The organism is Candidatus Binatia bacterium (genome assembly GCA_023150935.1).
GTDB lineage: Bacteria > Desulfobacterota > Binatia > HRBIN30 > HRBIN30 > JAKLJW01.
The window spans coordinates 262-555 of record JAKLJW010000163.1 but is presented as its reverse complement, the minus strand read 5'-3'; the positions used below and the strand labels follow the sequence as shown (position 1 = coordinate 555).

General features: G+C 61.6%; 1 protein-coding gene. It reads right to left on the bottom strand.

Going from position 1 to position 294, the window contains the following annotated elements:
* Positions 1–294: AAA family ATPase (locus L6Q96_23525; GenBank protein MCK6557518.1), on the bottom strand; the 294-nt coding region annotated here is incomplete at both ends.

Below are 294 nucleotides of genomic sequence, written 5' to 3'. Positions count from 1 at the left end.
GGCGAAGTCGAACCGTTGGCAGCGGGAGTGGATCGTGATGGGGACCTTTTCCGGTTCCGTCGTGCAGAAAATGAATTTGACGTGCTCGGGCGGTTCTTCGAGCGTTTTAAGCAAGGCGTTGAACGCCTCGCGGGTGAGCATGTGGACTTCGTCGATGATGTAGATCTTGAAGCGGGCCCGGCTCGGACGGACGGCGACGTTCTGGCGAAGCTGGCGGATCTCGTCTACTCCGCGGTTGCTGGCGCCGTCGATTTCGAGGACGTCGACGTCCGCGCCGGCGGAAATGTCGCGGCA